The 23,959-nt window shown below is 70.8% G+C and carries 15 protein-coding genes and 3 tRNA genes; 13 read left to right on the forward strand and 5 right to left on the reverse strand.

Going from position 1 to position 23,959, the window contains the following annotated elements:
• Genes crcB through IF17_RS0133455 form a run of 3 tightly spaced genes read right to left on the reverse strand, consistent with a single transcriptional unit; the run spans position 1 to position 1,192 of the window.
• The gene (gene crcB, locus IF17_RS0133445) at positions 1-375 is read right to left on the reverse strand and encodes a fluoride efflux transporter CrcB (RefSeq protein WP_030574415.1); all 375 of its coding nucleotides are present in this window, start codon (positions 373-375) and stop codon (positions 1-3) included.
• Entirely contained in the window at positions 372-845 is a 474-nt protein-coding gene (locus tag IF17_RS0133450) for a FluC/FEX family fluoride channel (protein ID WP_030574418.1), read from the reverse strand. Before IF17_RS0133450 ends, crcB begins: the two co-directional genes overlap by 4 nt.
• A complete protein-coding gene (locus tag IF17_RS0133455; RefSeq protein WP_015610126.1) occupies positions 842-1,192 on the reverse strand; it encodes a metallopeptidase family protein in 351 nt (116 codons plus the stop codon). Before IF17_RS0133455 ends, IF17_RS0133450 begins: the two co-directional genes overlap by 4 nt.
• A 182-nt stretch (positions 1,193-1,374) precedes the next feature.
• Here IF17_RS0133455 and IF17_RS0133460 point away from each other — a divergent pair, with 182 nt between their 5' ends.
• From IF17_RS0133460 to IF17_RS01000000136800, 7 genes are all read left to right on the forward strand, one after another.
• Positions 1,375-2,976, forward strand: coding sequence for a metallophosphoesterase family protein (locus tag IF17_RS0133460; RefSeq protein ID WP_030574421.1), 1,602 nt, complete (start codon positions 1,375-1,377; stop codon positions 2,974-2,976).
• 80 nt (positions 2,977-3,056) lie between these two features.
• Positions 3,057-3,129 (forward strand) — tRNA-Glu (locus tag IF17_RS0133465).
• A 38-nt stretch (positions 3,130-3,167) separates the two neighbouring features.
• Positions 3,168-3,242 (forward strand) — tRNA-Asp (locus IF17_RS0133470).
• Positions 3,243-3,264: 22 nt separating this feature from the next.
• A tRNA-Phe gene (locus tag IF17_RS0133475) sits at positions 3,265-3,341 on the forward strand.
• Positions 3,342-3,502: 161 nt separating this feature from the next.
• Complete coding sequence (locus IF17_RS0133480) at positions 3,503-4,120, forward strand: ArsR/SmtB family transcription factor (protein ID WP_030574424.1); 618 nt, start codon at positions 3,503-3,505, stop codon at positions 4,118-4,120.
• On the forward strand, positions 4,120-5,454 hold the full coding sequence (locus IF17_RS0133485) for an MFS transporter (protein ID WP_051884192.1): 1,335 nt from the start codon (positions 4,120-4,122) through the stop codon (positions 5,452-5,454). The genes IF17_RS0133480 and IF17_RS0133485 overlap by 1 nt, the downstream gene beginning before the upstream one ends.
• A gap of 453 nt (positions 5,455-5,907) precedes the next feature.
• Positions 5,908-10,443, forward strand: a complete 4,536-nt coding sequence (locus tag IF17_RS01000000136800) for a non-ribosomal peptide synthetase (protein WP_167344545.1) — start codon at positions 5,908-5,910, stop codon at positions 10,441-10,443.
• 139 nt (positions 10,444-10,582) lie between these two features.
• Here the strand turns inward: IF17_RS01000000136800 and IF17_RS0133495 are convergent, their stop codons facing one another.
• Together IF17_RS0133495 and IF17_RS0133500 are read right to left on the reverse strand one after the other, a co-directional pair.
• Complete coding sequence (locus IF17_RS0133495) at positions 10,583-11,584, reverse strand: hypothetical protein (protein ID WP_030574429.1); 1,002 nt, start codon at positions 11,582-11,584, stop codon at positions 10,583-10,585.
• Complete coding sequence (locus tag IF17_RS0133500) at positions 11,578-12,435, reverse strand: class-II aminoacyl-tRNA synthetase family protein (RefSeq protein ID WP_203612146.1); 858 nt, start codon at positions 12,433-12,435, stop codon at positions 11,578-11,580. Before IF17_RS0133500 ends, IF17_RS0133495 begins: the two co-directional genes overlap by 7 nt.
• 422 nt (positions 12,436-12,857) lie before the next feature.
• Here IF17_RS0133500 and IF17_RS0133505 point away from each other — a divergent pair, with 422 nt between their 5' ends.
• The 6 genes from IF17_RS0133505 to IF17_RS0133530 all read left to right on the forward strand — a co-directional run bounded on the left by IF17_RS0133505 (position 12,858) and on the right by IF17_RS0133530 (position 23,911).
• Positions 12,858-13,061, forward strand: coding sequence for an MbtH family protein (locus IF17_RS0133505; RefSeq protein WP_030574435.1), 204 nt, complete (start codon positions 12,858-12,860; stop codon positions 13,059-13,061).
• Entirely contained in the window at positions 13,058-13,402 is a 345-nt protein-coding gene (locus IF17_RS0133510) for a phosphopantetheine-binding protein (RefSeq protein WP_203612147.1), read from the forward strand. Before IF17_RS0133505 ends, IF17_RS0133510 begins: the two co-directional genes overlap by 4 nt.
• Positions 13,403-13,409: 7 nt before the next feature.
• Positions 13,410-20,783: an amino acid adenylation domain-containing protein gene (locus IF17_RS0133515; RefSeq protein WP_030574440.1), complete on the forward strand. Its 7,374-nt coding sequence runs from the start codon at positions 13,410-13,412 to the stop codon at positions 20,781-20,783.
• 31 nt (positions 20,784-20,814) lie between these two features.
• Positions 20,815-21,795 (forward strand): TauD/TfdA family dioxygenase, encoded by a 981-nt coding sequence (locus IF17_RS0133520; protein WP_237667379.1) that lies wholly within the window; start codon positions 20,815-20,817, stop codon positions 21,793-21,795.
• A 104-nt stretch (positions 21,796-21,899) separates the two neighbouring features.
• Positions 21,900-23,174 carry a M20 family metallo-hydrolase gene (locus IF17_RS0133525; RefSeq protein WP_030574446.1) on the forward strand — a complete coding sequence of 425 codons (1,275 nt, stop codon included), beginning with the start codon at positions 21,900-21,902 and terminating at the stop codon, positions 23,172-23,174.
• Between the two features lie 77 nt (positions 23,175-23,251).
• Positions 23,252-23,911, forward strand: a complete 660-nt coding sequence (locus IF17_RS0133530; protein ID WP_063830254.1) for an LOG family protein — start codon at positions 23,252-23,254, stop codon at positions 23,909-23,911.
• Positions 23,912-23,959: the final 48 nt, after the last annotated feature.

The raw sequence follows: 23,959 nt of genomic DNA on the forward strand, positions 1-23,959 counted from the left end.
CTACCCCCCGAACCCGCCCGCCAGCTCCGCCCCCAGGAACACCGCCCCCAGCCCCACCAGCAGCGACGCCACCACGTTGGCCGCGGCGAGGAAGGCCCGGCCCGTCTCGGTGAGGCGCAGGGTCTCGTAGGAGAACGTCGAGTACGTCGTCAGCGCCCCGCACAGCCCCGTCGCCAGCAGGGCGTGCACCGGTGAGGAGACCGCGGCCCCGGTCAGCACCCCGAGGATCAGGCTGCCCGCCGCGTTGGCCGTGAACGTGCCCCACGGGAAGACGTACGCGACACCCCGCCCCTGGTGCGCCTGGACCGCCCGGTCCGTCAGATAGCGCAGGGGCGCGCCCACCGCCCCGCCGACCACCACCAGCAGCCAGTTCACGCGACCCGCCCCCGCTCCACGGACCGCTCACCCCGGTCGATCAGACGCCGCGTCACCACCGCCCCGGCCCACACCGCCGCCAGCGCCGCCACGACCGTCGCCGCCATGTACGCCACCGCCGTGAGGAGTTCCTGACGCACCAGCAGGCCCGAGACATCGGCCGCGTACGTCGAGAAGGTCGTGAACCCGCCGAGTACGCCGACCCCGAGGAAGGGCCGGACCAGCGGGTGCGTCACCCGGCCCCGCTCCACGGTCAGCACCATCAGGACGCCGATCAGGGCGCAGCCGCTCACGTTGACGGCGAACACCGTCCACGGGAAGCCGCCCCCGGCCACCGGCCACAGCACCAGCGCCCCGTACCGCGCGACGGCACCCAGCGCACCGCCCGCCGCGACCGCGCCCAGCACCCGCCCCTGCGAAGCGGCGGGCGGTCCGGGCTCCGGCAGCTCGGCCGGCGCCTGCTCGCTCACCCGTATCCCAGGGCGTGCAGCCGTTCGTCGTCGATGCCGAAGTGGTGGGCGATCTCGTGGACGACGGTGATCTCGGTCTCGGCCACGACGTCCTCGTGGGTCTCGCACATCCGCAGCGTCGGGCCGCGGTAGATGGTGATCCGGTCCGGCAGCACCCCGGCGTACCACTCCCCGCGATCGGTGAGCGGGGTGCCCTCGTAGAGCCCGAGCAGGTCGGGGTCGCCGGGCTCGGGTTCGTCCTCGACGAAGACCGCCACGTTGTCCATCAGCCGCATCAGCTCCGGCGGAATCCGGTCGAGTGCCTGGCTCACCAGCTCTTCGAACTGCTCCCGCGTCATCTCCAGCACACCGCCATTGTCACGTACCGGGACCCGCCACGGGCAGGTGGCGGCGGCCGCTGATCCACTTCAGGGGCGAGGGGCCTGACCACGTCGCGGCCGGGGACCGGGCCCACTCCGCGCCCGCCGCCTGATCCACTCCACTGCCGGCACCCCGCATGGGCGGAGCCGTACCGGGGCATACGCGCCCAATGGTCCGCGCCCCGTTCCGTGCCGCTGCCGACCGCGTCCGGCACCGCCTCACCCGGTTCACCCGCCCGAAGTCCCCGAAGCCCCCGGCACGTAAGCCCGTCCCCGGCGACCTGATGGGCACCGCCGCCCCGAAGCCGTACGTACGCGCCCTCTCCATGCTGGCCGTCGTCGTGCTCGGGGCCTGGCTCGGGCTGCTCGCCGTCGGGTCCATCCGTACGCCGGTCGGCCCCATGGACACCAACATGACCCTGCGGCCGTCCCTCACCGGCGGCAGCAAGATCAACGTGTCTCCGCTCGGCGCCCTGGAGCTGGACTCGCACATCGCCCCGCTCCGCCTCGACGTGGACGTGGACCGCCTCGACCCCGTGCGCTCGCAGGCCCTGGTGGACCAGCCGGAACGGTTCTCCGGCCTTCAGGACGAGGTCACCCGGGACGTCGCCGCCGGCACCCGGGAGCTGGCCGTGCGCTCCTGCGTCGCCGTGATCTCCGGGGCGACCGCGCTCGGCCTCGTCGTCTACCGCCGCCCGCGCCGCGCCCTGGCCGCCGGCGGGCTCGCCCTCACCCTGCTGGCCGCGTCGGGCGTCAGCGCGTACGCCACCTGGAACCCGAAGTCCGTCCTGGAGCCCAAGTTCTCCGGGCTGCTCTCCAGCGCCCCGTCCCTGGTCGGCGACGCCCGGTCGATCGTCACCGAGTTCGACATCTACCAGCAGGAGCTGGCCCGCCTGGTCACCAACGTCACCCGGCTGTACGACGCCACCTCCACGCTCCCCGTCTACCAGCCGGACCCCGGGACCATCCGCGCCCTGCACGTCTCCGACATCCACCTGAACCCGGCGGCCTGGCACATCATCGCCTCGCTCGTGAAGCAGTACGAGATCGACGTGATCATCGACTCCGGCGACACGATGGACCACGGCTCGGCCGCCGAGAACGGCTTCCTCGACCCGATCCGCGACCTCGGGGCGCCGTACGTCTGGGTGCGCGGCAACCACGACTCGAAGGTCACGCAGGCGTATCTGGAGAAGTTCCGGAACGTACGCGTCCTCGACAACGGCCGGACCGTGAACGTGGCCGGACTCCGGATCGCCGGCACCGGCGACGCCTCGTTCACCCCGGACCGCACCAAGCCGGTCGGCGGCAAGGCGGCCGCGGAGCTGGAGGGCATGCGCCTGGCGTCCGCCCTCCGCGACCAGGAGCAGGCCGGCACCCCGGTGGACATCGCGGTCGCCCACGACCCGAACACCGCCCGGCAGACCGACGGCACCGTCCCGCTGATCCTCGCGGGCCACCTCCACAACCGGATCAACAAGCAGCTCAAGCTCGGGACGCGGCTCAAGGTCGAGGGCTCCACGGGCGGCGGCGGGCTGCGCGCGGTGCAGAACGACAAGCCCGAGAAAGTACGCGCCTCGGTGCTCTACCTGGACCGCGAGAGCCGCCGCCTCCAGGCCTGGGACGAGATCACGCTCGGCGGTCTCGGGCTGACGACCGCCGAGGTCAGCCGCCATCTTCCGGAGGAGAACCTGAAGAAGGACGCCCCCGTCTCGCCCTCCCCCACGCCCTCCCCGGCGGGCTCTCCGACGCGGCCGACGCCCTCGCCGTAAACCGTTTTGGCGATAGCTCCACCCATCCCATATGCTTCTCACGTCCCCGACGCGCTGCAAAGCGAACAGGCGGGCCAATAGCCCTCATCGTCTAGTGGCCCAGGACGCCGCCCTTTCAAGGCGGTAGCACGGGTTCGAATCCCGTTGGGGGCACGTTTCACCGTGTGCGAGACTTGTTTCGCACATTGCTTGGTCCTGTGGAGCAGTTTGGAGTGCTCGCCACCCTGTCAAGGTGGAGGCCGCGGGTTCAAATCCCGTCAGGACCGCTTGCAGCCCCAGCGGCTGCGTGGCTGGGTAGCTCAGTTGGTACGAGCGATCGCCTGAAAAGCGATAGGTCGCCGGTTCGATCCCGGCCCCAGCCACCATCTCGGGAGAGCCCGGACGGATATCCGTCCGGGCTCTCCCTTTTGTGCGTTCCGGCAGAGACCCGCACCGATCCTCCCGAGCCCCGCCAGCGCCTGGAACGCAAAGAGTTCTTTGCGAAGACCTCTTTGCGAAGGACTCTTCGTGGTCTACCGTATGTCGCATGGCTGACGCAGAGGTGGGGCCGGACCGCCCCGATGGGGAAGAGGAAGCGATCGTCCTGGATGCCAAGGGGCTGCGCGCCCTGGCGCATCCGGTACGCGTACAGATGGTCACACTGCTGCGGAAACACGGTCCTTCGACGGCCACCCGTCTCGCGGAACGACTGGACGTGAACTCCGGTACGGCGAGCTACCACCTCCGGCAGCTCGCCGCGGCCGGCTTCGTGGCCGAGGACGCGGAGAGGGGGAACGCGCGGGAACGGTGGTGGCGTTCGGTGCACCAGCTGACGCGCTTCGACCACGAGGATCTCGCCGAGCGGGAGCCGGAGGCGGCACTGGCGTATCTGCAGTCGGTGCACAGCGCGTACACCATGCGAACCCAGCAGGGGCTCCACGGCCTGCAGACGCTGCCGCGGCCGTGGCGCGAGGCGTTCGACATGAGCGATGCCGCGCTTCGGCTCACTCCCGCGGAGGCCCGGGAGATGCGCGACGAGATCTGGTCCGTGATCGAGCGGTACAAGCGGGCTTCGGACGACCAGAAGTCCCAGGACACCGAACGGGTCTGGGTGAACCTCCATGTACTGCCGGAGGTCAACTTGGCCGCGCAGGAGGAGAACTGATGGCGTACGACAAGACGGAAACCGTCGGCCGGGCGCGGTTACGGCCCCTCGCGGGAGTCCTGGCGGCACTGCTGGTCGCGCACAGCGGCATCAGGATATCGGCCATCGCCATTCCGTGGTTCGTTCTCGTGACGACCGGCAGCGCCACCCAGACCGGTCTGGTCGCGTTCTGCGAGATGGGGCCCTATGTGGTGGTCAAGGCCTTCGCCGGGCCGCTGGTCGACCGGGTGGGGCCCCGCCGGATCTCCTGGATCGCGGATGTCGTCAGCGCGGCCGCCGCTCTGCTGATCCCTCTGCTGCACGCCCAGGGCATGTTGTCCTTCGGGGTCCTGCTGGCCCTGGTCGCGGTCATCGGCACGGTCCGCAGCCCCGGGGACCTCGCGAAGGACGTCATGATCCCGGAGGCGGCCGAGCTCAGCCGGGTGCCGCTGGAGCGGGCGACCGGGCTGCAGGGCATCTGCGAGCGCCTGGCCGGGACCGTGGGTCCCGCTGTCGGAGGCACCCTGGTCGGGCTGGTCGGCCCGATGGTCGGGCTGGGGGTCAACGCCGCCTGTTTCCTGCTGGGTTCGCTCATCATCGCCACGGCCCTGCCCCGGGGCATGGGACAACCGGAGAAGATCCCCGTCGAGCAGGGAACGGCCGCACCCGGGGCGCGGACCGGATACTGGCACAGCCTGCGGCAGGGCTTCGCCTTCCTGCGCAAGCAGCCGATACTGCTGGCGCTCTACGCGATGCTCGGCATCACGAATCTGCTGGACGCCGCCTACGTGGCCGTGCTCATTCCCGTCTGGGCCCAGGGGTCCGGTTACGGGCCCGCCACGATCGGGCTGGTGCTGGCGTCGTTCAGCATCACGGCAACGGTCGGCAGTCTCGTCGCCGCGGCGGTGGCCCACCGGCTGCGGCGCCGGCCGGTGTTCTTCCTCGGCTGGCTCGTCACGGGGGCGCCACGGTTCCTCATCCTCGCCACGGACGCACCGCTGTGGTGCGTGGCGGTGGTGATCGGCATCGGCGGTCTGGGGGGCGGCTTCATCAACCCGATCATCGGTGCCGTCACCTACGAACGGATCCCCCAGGAGATGATGGGCCGGGTCCAAGGCATCGGCGACGCCATCACCTGGGCCGGAATTCCCCTCGGCGGTCTGGTCGCGGGCGCCGCCGTGGCGGGCATCGGCCTCGCGCCCGCGCTGCTGACCGCGGGCGCCGTGTACTTCCTGACGACCAACCTCACGGGCCTGCGCCCGGAGTGGCGTGAGATGGACCTCCACCGCGGCAAGGGACGAGCCGGGCGAAGCCCCGACACCGCTCCGGCCGACCGTGTCCCATCGGCCCCGTAGCGGCCGGGACCGCCCCCTGTCACGGGGACCGGGGGCGAAACCGTCCCCTGTCCCCCGCCGGGCGGAAACAACTTGGGACTTCCTCCTCCCGGAGGAGACAAGGGGGCCGTGAGCAGCGGTTACCTCTCGCCCCCGAGGAGCCGCGGAGCTCCGTCGGCTCCACTCGCGCCTGCCACGCCGGGGCGTCGGAACCTATATTCCTCGCGTCAGCCAGGACGACCTCCCGACCCCCGTGGAGCGCCGTGGGAGTTGTCGGATTCGGCCGGATCGACTGATCACACACAACCAGTTGGGCGCCTCTCGCGCCTGGTGCCGACGGCGGATTCGGCGTCCGGGGCCGCAAGGACCGGCGTGCGCGCCGAGGAAGGGATCGCGGCCTGCCGCATTCCACGGTCCGGGCTGCGCGATTGGCGGTCGAATCAGATGTCAGCCGACCAGAACCTTGGAGAAACGATGACGGAGTCCAGCGAGCCGACCCCTCCGGATCCATCGGCTGGGCCCGGCACAGCAGTCGTCACCCGGGCAGCGGAGCATGGTTTCCACGGAGCCGCGGCAGCACACACGATCCCCGAAGGCTGGGCTCCGCGTCGGGCCATCCGGGCGAAGACGATCCACGGCGGGTTCGAGGCCCAGGCGTCCCGCACTCCGCACAGCATCGCTCTGCGCGCCCGCGGTGTGGCGCTGACCTACGAGGAGCTCAACGCCCAAGCGAACGTCCTGGCCCGCCGGTTGCGCGCCCACGGCGTCGGGACCGAGTCCCTGGTCGTCGTATGTCTGCCGCGCTCCGTGGAGTTGCTCGTCAGCTTCCTCGCCGTGATGAAGGCCGGTGGCGCGTACGTCCCGCTGTCGCCGGGCGACCCGGACCAGCGGCGTCGGCACATCGTGGAGGACGCGCGGCCCACCCTCGTCATCACCGACGCCGATCACCAGGGCGACGAGGAATTCGCCGGCTCGGCGGCCTTGTGCGTCGACGGTCTGCCGGCGTGGGTCGAGGCCGCGGGCCCTGCCGAGCGGAGCGACCTGGACCACGAGGTCCGGCCTGAGCAGCTGGCCTACGTCATCTACACCTCCGGGTCGAGTGGCCGGCCCAAGGGGGTGATGTGCCCGCACCACGGGGTGGCGAACTACCTCGACTGGGCCGTCGAGACCTACACCACGCTCGGCACCGACGGTGCGCCGCTCTTCTCCTCGGTCGGCTTCGACATGGTCGTGCCCAACATCTACGCGCCCCTGTGGTGCGGCCAGCCCGTGCGGCTCGTGCCCGACGACCAGGACCTGCCGGCGCAGATCTCCGAGGTGGTCTCCTCGGGCCCGTACGGCTTCATCAAACTGACGCCCGGGCAGCTCGACCTGATCAGCTCGACGACCGGTACCGACGGGGCCCGGAGCCTCGCGGGGCTGCTCGCTGTCGGAGCCGACCTCTTCCCGGCGCAGTCGCTGCAGCGGTGGCGCGCACTCGACACCTCGACGCCCGTCCTCAACGAGTACGGGCCGACCGAGGCCTCGGTGGCCAACGCCTTCTTCATGATCCCGGACGACTTCTCGGGGAAGACCATCCCGATCGGCAGGCCCATCGAGAACACCTCCATGTACATCCTGGACGAGGAGTTCCAGCCGGTGACGGCCGGTGCGGAGGGTGAGATCTTCATCGGCGGGGTGTGCTGCGCTCGTGGCTACCTGGGCCGGCCGGACCTGAGCAGCGCGAAATTCGTACCCGACCCCTACTCCCCGGACCCCGGAGCGCGGATGTACCGCACCGGCGACCGGGCGACCTGGGACGACCAGGGCAACGCCGTCTTCCTGGGCAGGTCGGACCGCCAGCTGAAGATCCGCGGCTACCGTGTGGAGCCGGGCGAGACCGAGGCGGCGCTCCGGCGGCACCCCGGCATCCACGACGCGGCCGTCGTGGGTCACCGCGGCGACCCCGACGCTCCGCTCGTGCTGAAGGCCTACCTCGTCGTCGACGAGGGTGTGCCCGAAGGGCTGGTCGCGTGGCTGAAGGAGCGCGTCCCGGACTACGCCGTCCCGCGGCAGTACGCCACGGTGGACGCGATCCCGCTCGACGCGAACGGCAAGGCGGACCGCTCCGCGCTGGACCGGCAGAATCCCGGGCCTGAGCGGGCCGCGGACGGCCCGGCCGCGGGAAGCAGTGTGGAGGACGTGCTGCGCGAGGCGTGGAAGTCCGTCCTGGGGATCACCACGGTGGACCCCGACGCGAACTTCTTCGAGCTCGGCGGCGATTCGATCTCGACCGTCCGTGTCGCGTCGAAGCTGCGCGAGCAAGGCTACGAGCTGAGCCTCACCGACGTGTTCCGCTCTCCGACCCTGCACGCCCTGGCGTCCTTGGTCGTACGGTCGGACGCGGTTGCCGAGACCGCACCGGAGATCGGCGGGCCGCTGGTCCTGACACCGATCCAGCAGTGGTTCATCGACCGCGAGCTGGTGGACCGGGACCACAACAACCAGTCCATCCTCCTGGAGTGGAAGGACGAGCCCGAGGTCCTCGCACTGGAAACCGCGCTGGAGGCGCTGGTCAACGCCCACGACGCGCTCCGGCTCTCCTTCTCGCGGAGTGACGGCGAGTGGCGGCAGGAGGCCGGCGAGGCGCCGCCCGGGTTCGAGCTGCTGTCCGAGGTCCATCTCGACGACGCCGATGTCGACCAGCAGCTCCAGGAAGCGGCCACGGCGGTGCAGCGCTCGCTCGACATCGAGGGCGGTCAGGTGCTGCGCGCCGCGCTGATCACCAGTGCCGAACGCCCGAGCCTTCTCCTGATCGCCGTCCACCACCTCGCGGTCGACACCTTCTCCTGGCCGACGATCGTGCGCGATCTCGACGTCGCCTACACGAATCTCGTCGCCGGACGGGAAGCCGGCCTGTCCGAGGACGCCTTCGTCTTCTCGAAGTGGGCGAGCGCGCTCGCCGCCGTACGTCCTCGGCAGGCCGCACCGTCCGAGGACCGGGCGGGCACAGCACCTGAGCCGGTCTCCCTCCCCCGGGACATCCCGGACGGGGCCAACACCGTGGGTGGCGCGGCGTGCGTCGAGGTGCGCCTCCCGGCGGACACCACCGGACATCTGCTGCGGAGGACGCCGAGCGACTACAGCAGCCCGGTCGAGACCGTGCTGCTGACCGCACTCGCCGAGTCGCTGAGCGCGGCCCACGGCCGGCCGTCGGTGACGTTCGACGTGGAACGGCACGGCCGGGACAGCCGCCTTCCCGGCCCTGACCGCTCAGCCGCGGTGGGCTGGTTCGCGGGCGTGCACCGGGTGACGCTCGACTCCTTCACTCTGGAGGCGGAGAGCGACGCGGGGCTGCGCGACGCGGTGCACCACATGAAACAGGCGATGGCCGCCGGGCCCGCGGACCGGTTGGAGTGCGACATCGAGGCAGCCCCGGCCAACCCGGGCACGATCATGTTCAACTACTCGGGCCATCTGGAGACCCAGTTCCAGGCGGAGCACTTCCGAGCGGCCCTGGGTGCTGCCGGTGAGGAGCGCTCGGCCCGCCAGGAGCGCAGCCACGACATCGAGCTCGAAGTCGAAGTCGCCGACGGCCGGCTCACCTTCCGCTGGCTCTACGCCCCCGCGCTGCACAGGCGGCAGACCATCGAGTCGGTCGCCCGACGGTGCATGAGCACCATCGAGCTCCTGGTCCGACGCGGTCCGGAGGTGCGGGCCACGCGGGTGCCGTCGGACTTCCCCTTGGCGTCGGTGACGCGGGAGCAGCTGGACCGGTTGCTCAAGGAGACCGGCCGGGCGGACGATCTGTACGACCTCACGCCGCTGCAGAGCGGGATGCTGCTGCACAGCCTCATGGGCGGCGGCTACGGCGGATGCCACGTCATCGAGTGTGCTCCCGGCCTCGACGAGTCCGACGTGCTCGACGTGTGGCGCGAGCTGGTCGAACGGCACCCGGTGCTCCGCAGCAGCGTGCACTGGCAGGGCCTGGAGCGGCCGGTCCAGGTGGTGCATCCCGTGGAGTCGGTGGAGATCGGGATCGCCGACTGGTCGGAATCCCTCATCGACACGGCGAGCGACCAGGACCGGGCCTGGCGCCCCCGGGTGACGGTGGCGCGCATGGGTGGTGACCGGCTGAAGGTGGTGCTCAACTGCCATCACCTGTGGATCGACGGCTGGAGTGTCGGTGTGCTCACCGATGAGGCGAGCCGGTTGCACGAGGCACTGACGGGTGGCGGAGGGCAGTTGCCCGCGCCGGTCCCGTACCGCCGCTACGTGGAGTGGCTGCGCGACCCGGAGCGGCAGCGGGCGGCGCATACGTATTGGACGGACCGGCTCGCGGGCAGCCGGGCGTGCTACCTCGGCCCGCCCGGCGGGGGTGGCGGTGGCGGAGAGCGCCTGCTGACCGTCGACCTTTCGGCGGCCACCAGGTCCGACTTCCAGCGTCTGGTGAGCCGGAACGGGGTGACGCCCGCCGTCGCCGCTCTCGCGGCCTGGGCGGTCGCGGTGTCGGCCGCCGTCGGCCGGGACGACGTCATGGTGGGCTGCGTGGTCGACGGGCGGGCCTGGGATCTCGCGAAGATCGACCGCATCGTCGGGCTGGTGATGAACACGGTGCCGGTCGTGTGGGATCCGGCCGGCCCGGCGACGGTGGCCACGGCGCTGACCGGTCTCAGGGACCAGCTGAGCGACACCGTGCGCCACGGCTACCACTCCCTGGCCGACCTCCAGCGGAGGGTGCCTGGTTCCCAGGGCGAGCCCTTCGACACCCTCTTCGTCGTCGAGGACGTGTCGGACGCGAGTTCCGACCGGCCGTACCAACGGGAGCTGGGGTACGAAGAGGTGCACTATCCGCTCTCGCTCACCCTCCTGGTGGAGAACGGCCAGCCGGTCGCCCTCCGGTTCGCCTTCCACGAGGGGGGACTCGACTCGGAGCGGGTGCGGGCCCTGGCCGCCCATGTGGTCACGGCACTCGGGCTCATGGCGTCGGACGCCTCCGGGCCGGCGGCCGCACTCCGGACGATGCTCTGAGTGAGCCGGACGCTCCACGGCGACCGGTTGTCCGGCCATCCGGCGGGACAACCGGTCGCCGGTCTGCCGCTCCCCTTTGTACGGGGACGTGCCGATGCCGGCCGGAGGGCATCCTCCGGCCGGCATCGGCACGTCCTGGCTATGTCGCCGGAAGCAGGTCGGCGAAGTAGGTGTCCTCGCCCGTGCACCCCCGGCGGAGTTTCGGTGAGTCATGTCCGATGCCGAGCTCCAGACGGCATGCCCCGCGGTCGATGGCCGCCCGCAACGGGCCCAGCAGGCAGCCGAAGTGGTAGACGGTTCCGCGGTCGAGCCCGGCCGTGTCGACGATTCCGAGGGTGTGTGCGTCCATGGTGTCGTCGAACATGCGGCACAGCATGTGCGCGATCACGTTTCCCCGCCACCAGGTCCGGACGAAGAAGTGCTTGCCCGGGCGTCGGCGGTAGTTCTTGATCCGCCACCCGACGAGGTCGGCGGACTCGTTCATGCCGTTGCGCTGGGAGACGCTGGCGATACCCGCCGCGGCCTCCGCGACGACCTCGTCCGAGAAGGGCACGACGTCGTGCTTCAGCCCGAGTTCCCCGGCTTCGGAGATGTCCCGGTTCCAGTGCCGTCGGCGCTTCGCGGGGAGGCTCTGGAGGAAGTCCTCGATGCCGGCGACCTCGCCGATCTCCAACGTGCACCAGACACCGTGTTCACGGACGCTGGCCGACGGCGCGGCGTCGAGGTAGGCGGGCAGGTCGGTGACGGTCAGGAAGGGTGACAGGACCGCGTCCGCCGTCTGCGCGGCGCGGGATACGGCCTCCGTGACCAGTGTGGCCAGCAGTTCGCGGCGCTCCTCGTCGTGGCCGATGCCTGTGAGGGAGCTGCCGGACCGCAGACGGGCCGGCCCGCCACCGATGAAGGCCGCGGACCCCTGGTGGGAGGTCAGCCCGAGGTACCGGCGATAGTCGTCGTTGAGGGACTCGACCTGCTTGACCATCACGACGGGCAGCCGCCCGCGCCCGCGCCCGGCACGCGTCTGGACCTCGAAGTAGTCGAGCCGGGGGTCCAGCGAGCAGAGCGCCCTGTCGTCCGTCATGGCGAGTGCGTTGCGGGCCATGACGCTCTCGGTGACGGCGCCGGGGAACGCCGTACTCACCATTTCGTACGTCCGCTCCACAGCAACTCGCGTACGTCGTCGGGCCATTCAGCGAGTCGTGGGCCGTGGGCGGCGACGAGCGCGAGCGCGATTCTCTCCAGGCCGAAGCCGACACAGGCGCTGTGGGCCGGCTCCCCGTCCGCCGACCGGATGTCGAAGATCCGGCCGAAGTGGTCATGGTGGTAGTTGATCGACGCGACCGCGACGGGATGGCCGCCGATGGGGGCGACGACCTCCGCCTTCATCCCCTCCTCCCGCTGGTTGTCGGCCATGATCTGCCCGGTCGTCCCGAAGAACGGGTCCGACGCCGCCTCGACCTTGGCCTCAAGTCCGAGGCGGCGGACGAAGGCGGACGCGCGCGCGTGCCAGTCGTCGAACCAGGTGGAGGCTTCGGCAGGGCTGCCGACCCTCACGAACTCGCGCAGCCGGAAAGACACCAGGCGTCCCGGTTCGGTCGACGGCTCGTGGCGGAAGCAGAATCCGCTCGCGTCCACCGTCCGGCTCCCGTCCAGCACGCTCCCACCGAACAGCGGGTACACGGAGTAGCACACAGCGGGAGCCAGTACGAAGTCGGTCAGTTGCGTGTGCCCGCCCCAGTCCTCCCCCTTGGCGACGGCCTTTTCCAGGTCCTCGTGTGCGAACTCATCGCCCTGGAATGCGTGTACCGCACCGAAGAGCTGCGGAAACGACGCCACATACTCGCTCTTCTCGAAGACGGCACGCGGCAGGATCGGCGGGAAATGGAGCTCGGTGGGCTCTTTGTGCGCGACCTCTGCGGACAGCGCATTCGCCAGGCCGGAATAGACCGTTTCGAGTTCGGCACCCCATCCGTACAATCCGGTGGCCGTGTTCACCAGGAGACCGTGGTAGCGCAGAGCGTTCGGAAGGCTGGCCGGAATCCTCTCCCCCAGCCCCTTCGCCATCTCGTCTGTCATTTTTGCCCCATCCTGGAGGAGAGTTCGATCACCAGCTTGCGCGAGTTCGTTTCACGCCTCGCCTGGCGCCTGGACTATAGGCTCCGCCGGCCCGCCGCCGGGAGTGGGAGCGTCCTCCCGTAAGCGCCCCGACCTCCGCTCCGCCCTCCACCCCGATGTGACGTGACCGCAGTTCACCGCGGGTGCTCCTCCCCCGCGAGGATGAAGTTCCAGATCGGTTCAACCCGGTGGTGGATGGCAATCCGGATTGCTCGGAAGCTACGTTCTAGGCGAATCGTTCGACCAGCCGAAAAACGCGGGTCTCTTTCCAGTGTCTCGCTCAGAGAATTCATGGAGTGGCCATGTCCGTTGCGCACGAGTTCACCGTGGTGGTGAACCACGAAGAGCAGTACTCGATCTGGTGGTCCCATCGACCGCTGCCGTCCGGATGGGACGGCGCCGGCTTCAGCGGAAGCCGGGAAGAATGCCTCTCCCACATCTCCGAGGTGTGGACCGACATGCGTCCGCTCAGCCTGCGGAAGCGCATGGAAGGAGCTACGGCGTGACGACCGAGGCAGGCATGTCGTCCACGGAGGAACAGAAAAAGTTGGCCCTTCCCGCCACCGACGTCGAAGAAGTTGTCGGCGAGATCTTCCGGGATGTGCTCGCCACGGACGATCCGGTAGATGTCACCTGCAGTTTCTTCCGCATCGGCGGAACTTCCATCATGGGCGCCAAGGTGATCGCCCGAATTTCGGCCCGCTATCGGGTCCAGCTTTCCTTGAGAACCATCTTCGAGTTTCCAACTGTCCGAGATCTGGCACAGGTTGTCGAAACCAAGGTTCGCAGCGACGTGTCCGGCCTCTCGGACGCCGAAGTCGTCGCACTGGCGACGCGTAAGGAGTGAGGAAAGAATGGCCGAAGACATCCAGGCCCTCCGAGACCACATCCTGAGGAGCCGGCTCGAGGGAACCGGAACTTCGGCGGTCCTCACGCCGCTCCCCGCCCGGACCACGCCCACGGCACCGGCCGAGTCCGCGGCCGGCCCGGGCAGGTCCGTGCCGCTGTCGCCCAGCCAGCGCCGACTCTGGTTTCTCGACTCGATCGACCCGGACAGCGGCGAGTACCACGTCCCCATGGTTCTGCGACTGCGCGGAGCGGTGGACGCCTCGGCCCTGCGGCGGGCCTGGGCGCGCGTCCTGGAGCGCCACGAGGTGCTGCGGACCCGCTACCGCATGGAGAGGGACGAGCCCGTACAGGAGGTGACCGGCAGCCCGGAGAGCGAGCTGGTCCACAGCGATCTCCGTGCGACGGCCGCCGGAGACCGGGAGAGCCGCGCCCAGGAACTGGTGCGGCGTCTGGCCCGCTCCCCGATGGCCCTGGCCGAAGGCCGGGTGGCCCGTGCGGGCCTGGTCACGGTGGCGGACGACGATCACTACCTGGTGGTGTCGATCCATCACATCGCCTTCGACGCCTGGTCGGAGCCGATTCTCTGGCGCGACCTCGCCCACGCCTACCGGGCCGAAACGGGTGACGGCGGCGCGGAGTTCACGCCGCTGCCGACGCAGTACGCCGACTACGCCGAGCGGCAGCGTACGCAGCTTCTCGACGGCACTCTGGCGGAGTCCCTCGCGTTCTGGAAGCGGCAGCTCTCCGGCATGCCGCCCCTGGAACTGCCCACGGACCGCCCGCGCCAGGCAGTGCGGTCATCGGCGGGTACGTCACTTCCGATCACCGTCCCCCCGACGGTCGCGAAGGCGGTCCGGGCGGCCGCGGCAGAGCACGACACCACTCCGTTCCTCGTGCTGCTGACCGCCTTCCAGGTACTCCTGAGCCGCTACACCGGCCGGCGGGACATCGCGGTCGGCATCCCCGTGGCGGGCCGGGACGAGAGGGCGACGCAGGAGCTGATCGGATGCTTCGTCAACACGATCGTCATCCGCACCGCCTGGTCCGAGGACCCCGCCTTCTCCGACCTCGTACGAAGCAACAAGTCGCGGTTCCTCGACGCGGTGGAGCACGCACAGGTCCCCTTCGACGTGCTCGTCAACGAGCTGGCGCCGGACCGGGACCTCTCCACGCCGCCGCTGGCCCAGGTGATGTTCAGCTACGGGGACGGAGACCCGGACGGGATCGCGCTTCCGGGGGTCGAGACCGTTCGCATCCCCACCCTCAGCGAGAGCTCCAAGCTCGACCTGACCCTGCAGATCGACTCCGAGGCCGACGGCACCATGTCCGGCGCCCTCGAATACTCGACGGCACTGTTCGAACCGGACACCGTGCGACGGTTCGTCGACAACTACTTCCAGCTCCTGGAGAGCGCCACGGACAGCCCTGACCAGCGGCTGTCCGAACTGCGGTACATCACCGAGCAGGAGCTGGCGAAGCTGCTCGCCACGGCGGACGGCGGTACCGCGGACCGGCCCCGGGGCGCCCTGCACGAGCTGATCGCCGAACAGGCCCGGACCGCGCCGCTGTCGCCGGCCGTCCTGTCCGGCGACACGAGCCTGACCTTCGGCGAGCTGGACGCCGAGGCGAACCGCCTCGCCCAGCACCTGCGGAGCCTCGGTGTCGAACCGGGCTCGGTCGTCGGCGTCCACCTCCCCAGGGACGCACGTCTCGTCATAGCGCTCCTCGCGGTCCTCAAGGCCGGCGCCGCGTACGCCCCACTGGACCCCGGCGACTCCGCCACGCGGCGCGGGTACATCCTCAGCGATGCCGGTGCCCAGGTCGTGGTGACCGACGAAGCCGGCGCCGGCTCCCTCGGCCAGGGCCTGGACGGACGTACCGTCGTCCTGGTCGACAGCGACGCCGAGGTGATCGGAGCGCGGGCGGCCGACGACCCGGCCCTCCCCGTCGCCCCCGACTCCCTCGCCTACATCATCTACACCTCGGGGACGACCGGACTGCCCAAGGGAGTCATGGTCACCCACCACGGGCTGATGAACTACCTGTGGTGGACGGTCGACACCTACCTGCGGGCTCCCGGCGGAACCGCGCTCTTCTCCTCCGCCGCCTTCGACCTGGGCGTCCCGAACCTCTACACCTCGCTCCTGCGCGGCCGCCCGGTCCATCTGCTGCCGGACGGCGAACCCGCGGAGCTGGGCGCGCGGCTCCTGGAATGCGCGCCGCTGAGCTTCGTGAAGATGGCCCCAGGGCACCTCGAACTGCTGGCCGAACAGCTCGATCCGGCCCAGCGCAGGTCACTCGCCGGCCTGGTCATCGCGGCGGGAGACCGCTTCACCGGCACACTGGCCAACAGCTGGCTCGCCGATGCCGGCCCCGGAAGCGTAGCCGCCGAGTACGGACCCACCGAGATCACGGTCGGCAACTCCGGCTGCCGCATCGAGCGGCCGGTCGGCACGGAACTCGTATCGATCGGCACCGCCATCCCCGGCACCACGATGTACGTCCTCGACGAGCACCTGCGCCCGGTGCCCTTCGGTGTCGTCGGCGAGGTCTGCATCGGCGGGACCGGGGTCACCCGCGGCTACCTGGACAAGCCCCGCCTGACGGCGGAGAGATACCTGCCCGACCCGTTCTCCACCGAACCGGGCGCGCGGCTCTACCGCACCGGCGACCTCGCGGCCGTCCGGCCGGACGGGGACGTGAACTTCGTGGGCCGGGTCGACAAGCAGGTGAAGATCCGCGGCTACCGGGTGGAGCCGGCCGAGGTCGAGAGCACCATGGCCGCCCATCCCGCCGTACGGACCGCCCACGTCACGGCCCGGCAGACCGATGGCGGCCGGCCCGAGCTGGTCGGCTACGTGGTGCCCGCCGTAGCGACGGCCGCCCCCGACCAGGCCGCCCTCCGCGCCTTCGTCGGTGAGCGTCTGCCCGAGTACATGGTGCCGTCGGCGATCGTCGTCCTGGACTCACTCCCGCTGACCGACGTCGGGAAGATCGACACCGATGCGCTGCCGGCTCCCGACCGGGCGTCCCGTGGCGTCAGCACCGACCTGGTGGCTCCCCGCTCCGACGCGGAGGAGAAGATCGCGGCGGCCTGGCGCACCGTGCTGGGCGCCACCGAGTTCGGGGTCCGCGACAGCTTCTTCCTGATCGGCGGGGACTCGGTGCGCGCGGTGGCCGTGGTGGGCGCCCTGCGGAGAGAGGGCTACGCCGTCACCGTGCAGGACGTCTTCGAGCACCGCACCGTCGAGGCGTTCGCGCGGATACTCGGCCCCCGCTCCGCGCAGAGCGTCGACGCCCCCGTGGTACAGCCCTTCGAGATGCTCGATCCGGCCGACCGGGCACGGATACCCGACGGAGTGACGGACGCGTACCCGCTGTCCCGCATCCAGCTCGGGATGATCCTGGAGATGGAGTCCTCGGGCAGCGAGGGCAACTACCACAACGTCACCTGCTACCTGGTCCGCGACGGCCGGCCCTACCGCCACGAACTCCTGCAGGCGGCCATCGACGCCACCGTCGCCCGGCACGAGGTCCTGCGGACGACGATGGACCTCACCACCTACGGTGAGCCGCTCCAGCTCGTGCACAGCGAAGCGCACCTGCCCGTCGGGTTCGCGGATGTCCGCGGGCTGTCACCGGAGGCGCAGCGGGAAGAGGTACGCGCCTACATGGCCGCGGAGCGCGGCCACCGGTTCGACCTGAGCGCGGCACCGCTGTTCCGGTACTTCACTCATATGTGCGAGGACCAGTGGTGGGTCACCTTCACCGAGTTCCATCCGATCCTCGAAGGCTGGAGCTTCCACGTACTCCTCTCCGAGGTGTTCGACCGGTACCACGCCCTGCACGACGCCACGGAGTACGTGCCCAAGCCCCTGCCCCAGATCCGGTACGCCGACTTCATCGCGCTCGAGCGCAAGGATCTCCGCGATCCGGCGCACGCGAGCTACTGGCGCGACGTGGTCGCGAACCACGCCAAGCTGGAGCTGCCTTCGGCCTGGGGCGACGGCTCAGGACCCGTCAAGCAGCTGGTCACGCCGTACGACGACCTGCAGGACGGCCTGTCCGGGCTGGCCCGGGCAGCGGACGCGTCGCTGAAGAACGTCATGCTGGCGGCCCATCTGGCGGTGATGAGCATGATCACCCCGGATCAGGCGTTCTCCACCGGCCTGGTGTGTGACACCCGCCCGGAGGCCGAGGGCGCGGACCGCGTTCCGGGCCTGTACGTCAACACGGTGCCCTTCCCCTTCCGCCGCGGCGCCCGTACCTGGCGGCAACTGGTCGAGCAGGTGCGCGACACCGAGGTCGAGATGTGGCCGCACCGCCGGTATCCGCTCGGCGAGATCCAGGAGGGCAGCCGGCATGCCCGCATGGTCGACGTCGCCTTCGTGTACCTGGACTTCCATGTCCTCGACTGGAATCTCATCGACGACGACGCGGTCGTCGACGAGAGCCCGAACGAGTTCCGGCTCATGGCTGTCGCGCAGACCGGCCGGCTGACGGTCTACAGCCGGCCGGGGGACGCCGGCCCGCACGCCCAGGCCCTGCTGGGCACCCTCTACCGCACGGTCCTGGAGGCGATGGCAGCCGACCCGGACGGTGCCACCCACGAAGTGCTGACCCCGCGGACGTACCGCTCCATCGCGTACGGGCCGGAGTCGGCGGCGGCGCTCGGCGAGCGGGCGCCCGCACCCGCCACCACCCCCGCCGAGGAGATGTCCGTCCACGGAGTCGTGGAACGGCAGGTCGCTCGCACACCGGACGCCGTCGCCGTGGTCTGCGGCGAGGACCGACTGACCTACGGGGAGCTGAACACCCGTGCCGACCGGCTCGCACACCGCCTGACGGCGGCCGGAATCGGGGCCGAAGCGGTGGTCGCCGTCCACCTGGAGCGCTCCGTCGACCTCGTCGTCGCCTACCTGGCCGTACTGAAGTCCGGTGGTGTCGTCCTCCCCGTCGATCCTGAGTATCCGCAGGACTGGCGACGCACGTTGCTGGCTCAGGCGGCGCCCGCCGTACTGGTCACCGAGGAGGCGTGGCTGCCCGAACTCGGTGACATCGGGATCCCGGCCGTCTGCCTGGACACCGAACCGGACATGCCGGCGGGGGACGACGGGCCTGTGCCGGTCAACTGGCACGGGGGTGACCAGCTCGCCTACATGATCTACACCTCCGGGTCGACGGGACGGCCCAAGGGCGTGGAGAACACGCACCGCGGGCTGCTCAACACACTGAGGTGGGGCCAGGAGCGCATCCCTCTCGGGCCCGACGACGCGGTGCTGCAGACGGTCCCGATCAGCTTCGACGTATCGCTGTGGGAGATCTTCAGGCCGCTCACCGTGGGCAGCCGGCTGGTACTCGCCCAGCCCGGTGGCCACCGGGACACGCACTATCTCGCCGACCTGGTGGCGGACGAGCGGATCACGGTGATCCACCCCGTCCCCTCGATACTCGCGATCTTCCTGGACACGCCCGAGGTCGCGCGCCGGTGCGGCAGCCTGCGCCACATCGTGCCCGCCGGCGAGGCACTGCCGGTCGAGCTGCAGCAGCGGGCGATGCGGGAGCTTCCGTGGATCCGGCTGCACAACCACTACGGCCCGGCCGAGACAGCGATCATCGCCACCGCCTGGGAGTGCGAGGCGGACGACGGCCGGACCACCGTGCCCATCGGCCGTCCCATCGGGCGCAGTTGGGCTCTCGTCTGCGACAGCGATCTGAATCCGGTGCCGAGCGGCGCGGTGGGTGAACTCTGCCTGGGCGGCGACCTGATGGGCCGCGGGTACAACGCCGCCCCGGCGCTGACCGCGGACCGGTTCGTTCCGGCGCCCCTGGGTCTCCCGGGCGAGCGCATGTACCGGACCGGCGACCTGGCGAGGATGTCCCCGGACGGCGTCATCGACTTCCTGGGCCGCGTCGACCGGCAGGTGAAGCTGCACGGCGTACGTATCGAACCCGGCCAGATCGAGTCGGTCCTGGTCGAGCACCCCGCGGTCCGGGACGCCGTCGTGGTGGTGGACGGTACCGGCGGCGGGAAGCGGCTGCTGGCGTACGTGGTGCCGGACGCCGTGACCGCGGCACCGGTACGGCGGCAGCTGGTGGACACCGCCGACGCCGCCCCCGAGCCACAGGACGCAACGGCGGAGGCCACCTGGACGAACGCCGAGGAGCTCGTCGCGGACGTCCGGCGCCGCTGCCAGGAGCAGCTGCCCCCGGCGCTGGTGCCGAGTGCGCTGATCCTCATGGCCGCCTTCCCCCTCTCGCACAACGGGAAGCTCGACCAGGCGGCGCTGCCCGCACCCTCCGCGGCGCCGGCCGGCCCGCAGTCGGCTCCGCGCAGCCGGACGGAGCTGGATCTGCTGCACATCTGGGAGCGGGTCCTGCCGAACCGCTCCATCGGTATCGAGGACGACTTCTTCGAAGCCGGCGGGAACTCCCTGCTCGGCGTGCGCCTCATCTCGACGATCAGGAAGGAGCTGGGCATCGACCTTCCCATGGCCAGTCTGCTGGACGCCTCCACCGTGGCGGCCCAGGCCGCTTCCCTGGTCGCCCGCCGCCCCCGGCAGCCCCGGACGCTCGTCCCCCTGCGGCTCGGCACCGGACGCCCCACGTTCTGCGTCGCGCCCGTCGGAGGCACCGCGTTCTGCTACCTCGACCTGGCGCGGTCCCTGCCCGGCGACGGCCCGGTCCACGGTCTCCAGTCGGTCGGCATCGAGCCCGGCGAGCACCCCCTCACCGACGTCGCCGACATCGCCGCGGCCCATCTGGCGGTCGTCCGAGAGGCGCAGCCCGAGGGGCCGTTGCGGCTGATCGGCTGGTCGTTCGGCGGCTTGGTGGCGTACGAGATGGCCCGGCAGAGCGCCGAGGCCGGCGAGCAGGTCGAACTGCTCGCCATGATCGACCCGGCCTTCCCGCCCCCGCTCCTGCCGGGTGCCGTCAGCACCGGCGAGGAGGAGGAACCGGAGGTCATCGCGGCCTACCTGACCTTCCTCGACCGGCTGCACGAGGTCGACATGGCCCTCAGCGCGGAAAAGCTGGCGGCGATGCCGTCGGCGGACCGGCGCCGGGAACTGGTGACGCGGATGCGCGACGCACAGCTCATCCCGGCGGACGCCACCACCGGTGAGGAGCTGCGGCTCTTCGAGGTCTTCGCCGCCAACTGGCGCGCACTCGGGGAGTACCGGCCGCTTCCCCAGCCGGGCCGCACCCTGATCTTCAGCGCCGGCGACGCGGCCGAGGACGAACGGGCCTCGGCGGCCCGTCGGCAGTGGCTGCGGCTGTGCACCGGCGACACGACGGCCCTCTCGCTGGCCGGCGATCACTACGCGGCCGTGAAGGCCCCCAACACCGCCACCGTGGCCCGTTCCGTGGCGGCCCTCTGATGTCCTCCCGAATCGCATATCGGAGCTGGAAATGATGGAAATCAGCCCCCTCGTCACCAACCTCGAAAAGGATTCGATCCACCTCGACCTCGACGTCCGGCGGGAGCTCAAGCGCCTCGCGGAGCTCCTGACGGAGACGGCACCGGGCCTGCTGGACGAGCCCCGTTGGCTGGCTGCGGCACGTGACCTCTCCTGCGCGCTCCCGACCGCCCTGCGGACAGCCCTGCGGAACTTCTCCGCCGACTCCGGCCAGGCGGGCGTGCTGCGGATCCACGGCCTGCCGGTCGGGCCCCTGCCTCCCACCCCCACCCAGCGGGATTCCGTCGAACGGACGGCCACCGTGCCGGCGTCGGCGATCGTGCTCTGCACCATGGTGCTGGGTGAAGTGGTCGGCTTCGAAGGCGAGAAGCACGGCGCCCTGGTGCAGAACGTGGTGCCGGTACCGGGTGAGGAGCGGAAGCAGAGCAACGCCGGGTCCGTCGACCTGGAAATGCACACCGAGAACGCGTTCCACCCCCACCGGCCCGACTTCGTCGCCCTGTCCTGCCTGCGCCAGGACCTCGACGGGGAAGCCGGGCTGCGCGTCGCGTCGCTGCGGCGGGCGGTCCGGCTCCTCTCGGCCGAGCAGCGGGAGGTCCTCGCCGAGCCCCGCTTCAGGACCGACCCGCCGCCGTCGTTCAACGGAGCGGGCGACGCGGTGGCGCACGGGGTCCTCTCCGGTGCGCCCGAGGATCCGGACGCCCAGGTGGACTTCCACGCCACGACGCCCCTGGACGCGGGCGCCACCGGGGCCATGGCCGCCCTCCGCGAGGCTCTCGAAGCAGTCGTCGACACCGTCTACTTCGCCCCGGGCGACCTGGCGATCGTCGACAACCGCGTGGCCCTGCACGGCCGCACGCCGTTCACGCCCCGGTACGACGGCAACGACCGCTGGCTGCACCGCGTGTTCATCCACACCGACAGCCGCCGGTCCCGGGCCCGGCGCAGCGGGGGCGGACATGTCGTCAGCTGAGCACGCGGCCTCCCCGTACGACCGGCCCCAGCACGTCCCGACCCCTCCCCTCTCCCGGGCGGGCACCCGCCCCCGGAGTCCGATCGCCGCGACGGATGGTAACGATGCCTGATTCTCCGGCTGTTGAAGCCAAGTCCCCCTCCAGCACGTCCCTCCGGATCGACGGCACCCGGCTGCTCGACCGTCTCGACCGCCTGGCCGAGATCGGCGGCGAGGACGGCGGCGTCACCCGGATGGGCTTCAGCGACGCCGATGTGGAAGGGCGGGCCCATGTGGCCCGGCAGGCGGTGGAGGCCGGGCTGACCGCATCGGTCGATGCCGGCGGGAACCTGCTCATACGGCGCCCCGGCGACCACCGGCACTCCACCCGGCCCCCCGTCCTCATCGGTTCGCACCTCGACACGGTCGCCAACGGCGGCCGGCTGGACGGCGCCTACGGGGTCATCGCCGCGCTGGAAGTGCTGCAGACCCTGCACGAAGCGGGCGTCGAATCGGACCACGAGACCATCGCCGTCGGCTTCGCGAACGAGGAGGGCGCTCTCTTCCCGCAGCCGTTCTGGGGCTCCATGGTGCTCGCGGGACGGCTGGACGCGCTGCCCAGTGAGCCGGAGGACTACGCCGGCAGGCCCCTGCGGGACGCCCTGGCCAGGGCCGGCGGCGATCTGTCCCAGCTGAAGACCGCCACCTGGGCGCCCGGCTCCCTCACCGCCTACCTGGAACTCCACGTGGAGCAGGGCCCCGTCCTCGAACGGCTGGGCAGGACCATCGGTGTGGTCGAATCCATCACCGGGCGCATCCACATGTCCGTACAGCTGCACGGCAGAGCGGGCCACGCGGGCACCACTCCCATGGATGGGCGCCAGGACCCGCTCGTCGTGGCGGCGGGCCTGATCCAGGCCGTCCAGACCATGGCGACGCGGGAGAACCTGTGCCGGGTCGCCACCGTCGGGCGGGTGGAGGTCCTGCCGAACTCCCCCAACACCATCCCGGATTCGGTACGGCTCGACATCGACCTCCGGGACAGCGACCCCACCCGGCTCGACGTGGCCGAGCACACCGTGCGCCAGACCCTCGCCGACCTGGCCCGCGCCGGGAACGTACGGGCCACGATCGAGTCCACCGTACGCAGCGCTCCCGTGCACACGGATCCGAAGGTCCGGGACACCATCGCGGCGTCGGCGGCCGAGCTCGGATTCGCCCAGGAGACGCTGCCGAGCGGCGCGGGACACGACGCCCAGGTGGTGGCCGATATCGCTCCGGTCGGAATGATCTTCGTGCCGAGCATCGACGGCGTCAGCCATGTGCCCGTTGAACGCACCGCCCCCGACGACCTGGTCGCCGGTGCCGAAGTGCTGCTGCGCACGGTGCTGAAGCTCTGACCGACGCCCCCGTCGCTGATGTGTGTGGTCCCGCGCGCACGACGTTTACCTCCCGCACGCTCTGATCGGAGATTCCTATGCAGACCATGCGTCAACACACCCCAGTCATCGCCACGTTCTGCGGCGCGCGTCCCGGCAGAGATCCCGCGTACGCCGCCCTCGCCGAGGACTTCGGTGCGGCTCTGGGCCGCCGCGGCTGCGGGCTGGTCTACGGCGCCGGCGGCGTCGGCGTGATGGGGGCGGTGGCCGGAGCGGCGCTGGCCCACGGCGCTGCCGTCACGGGGGTGGTCCCGCACGACCTCCACGAACGGGAGCGGTCCCAGAAGGCGCCGGGGCAGATCTTCGTCGTGCAGAGCATGCACGAGCGCAAGGCGCTGATGTACCGGCTCTCCAGCGCCTTCGCGGTCCTGCCCGGTGGATTCGGGACCCTGGACGAGTTCATGGAGGTGGCGACCTGGAACCAGCTCGGCATGCACCGCAAGCGGTTGGTCCTCCTCAACACGAAGGGCTACTTCGACTCGCTCCTGGACTTTCTCGACACCGTGATGCGGGAGGGCTTCATGACCGTCGAGGACCGCAACCTCGTCTGTGCCACCGATGACGTGGAGGAGGCACTCGACCTGCTGATGTCGGAGCCGTTGCAGGCGGTCACGGCGGTCACCCTGCCGTCCCCACAGGCGCGCGTCCCCCACGAGGTGATCCGGCCGGTCCCGGAGCTGCGGGTGCCGGCCTCGTGAGTACGGGCCCCGCCCGTCGTCGCCTCTCCGGTTGAACGCGGGCGCCGC

The sequence above is a fragment of the Streptomyces cyaneofuscatus genome (genome assembly GCF_000718135.1).
GTDB lineage: Bacteria > Actinomycetota > Actinomycetes > Streptomycetales > Streptomycetaceae > Streptomyces > Streptomyces cyaneofuscatus.